This window comes from Streptomyces griseocarneus (genome assembly GCF_014655595.1).
Lineage (GTDB): Bacteria > Actinomycetota > Actinomycetes > Streptomycetales > Streptomycetaceae > Streptomyces > Streptomyces griseocarneus.
The window spans coordinates 1-698 of sequence record NZ_BNBL01000038.1 but is presented as its reverse complement, the minus strand read 5'-3'; the positions used below and the strand labels follow the sequence as shown (position 1 = coordinate 698).

General features: G+C 72.9%; 1 protein-coding gene. It reads left to right on the top strand.

Going from position 1 to position 698, the window contains the following annotated elements:
• Nucleotides 1-94: 94 nt before the first annotated feature.
• The coding region (locus IE295_RS33165) for a transposase family protein (protein ID WP_229923032.1) at nt 95-698 on the top strand (604 nt) is incomplete at its 3' end.

The window sequence follows — 698 nt, the reverse complement described above, 5'->3', positions numbered from 1 at the left end:
GCGGACGCAGTGCAGGCACGGTCTCAGTGATCATGTGAGTGTCGAAGTCCCATGAACACCTGGCGAGTCCGTGCCTGCTCCTGCATCTTCTCCCATGCCCACCGCGCTGGCCCAACTGGGCCGGGCTGCCGCGCCGGTCCCGCTGGCGGACGCGGTCGCGCTGTCCGGTTTCCTGGACCTGGTGCCCGACCCGCGAGGCGTCCGTGGCCGCCGCTACCGGTTGTCCGCCCTGGTCGCCGCGGCCGCGGCAAGTGTCCTGGCCGGTGCCCGCTCGCTCACCGCGATCACGGAATGGATCGGCGACGTCCCTGCGTGGTCCTGCCGGGTTCTCGGCTTCCCCACCGACCCGCTCTCCGGCACCGTGTCCGTCCCACACCCTGCGCCGTCTGCTCGTCCAGCTCGACGGCGACGCCCTGGACCGGGCGATCGGCGCCTTCCTCACCGCCCGCGCCACCCCGGCCGGCCCCGGACTGCGGGCGATCGCCGTCGACGGCAGGCTCTGCGCGGCTCGCGCACCCACGTCACCGGGCACGTCACCCTGCTCGCCGCGATGGACCACACCGGCCACGTCCTGGCCCAGCGCCAGGTCACCGACAAGAGCAACGAGATCCCCGCCTTCCGGCCCCTGCTGGACAGCGTCGACCTGACCGGCACGGTCATCACCGCCGACGCGCTGCACACCCAGCACGCTCACGGCA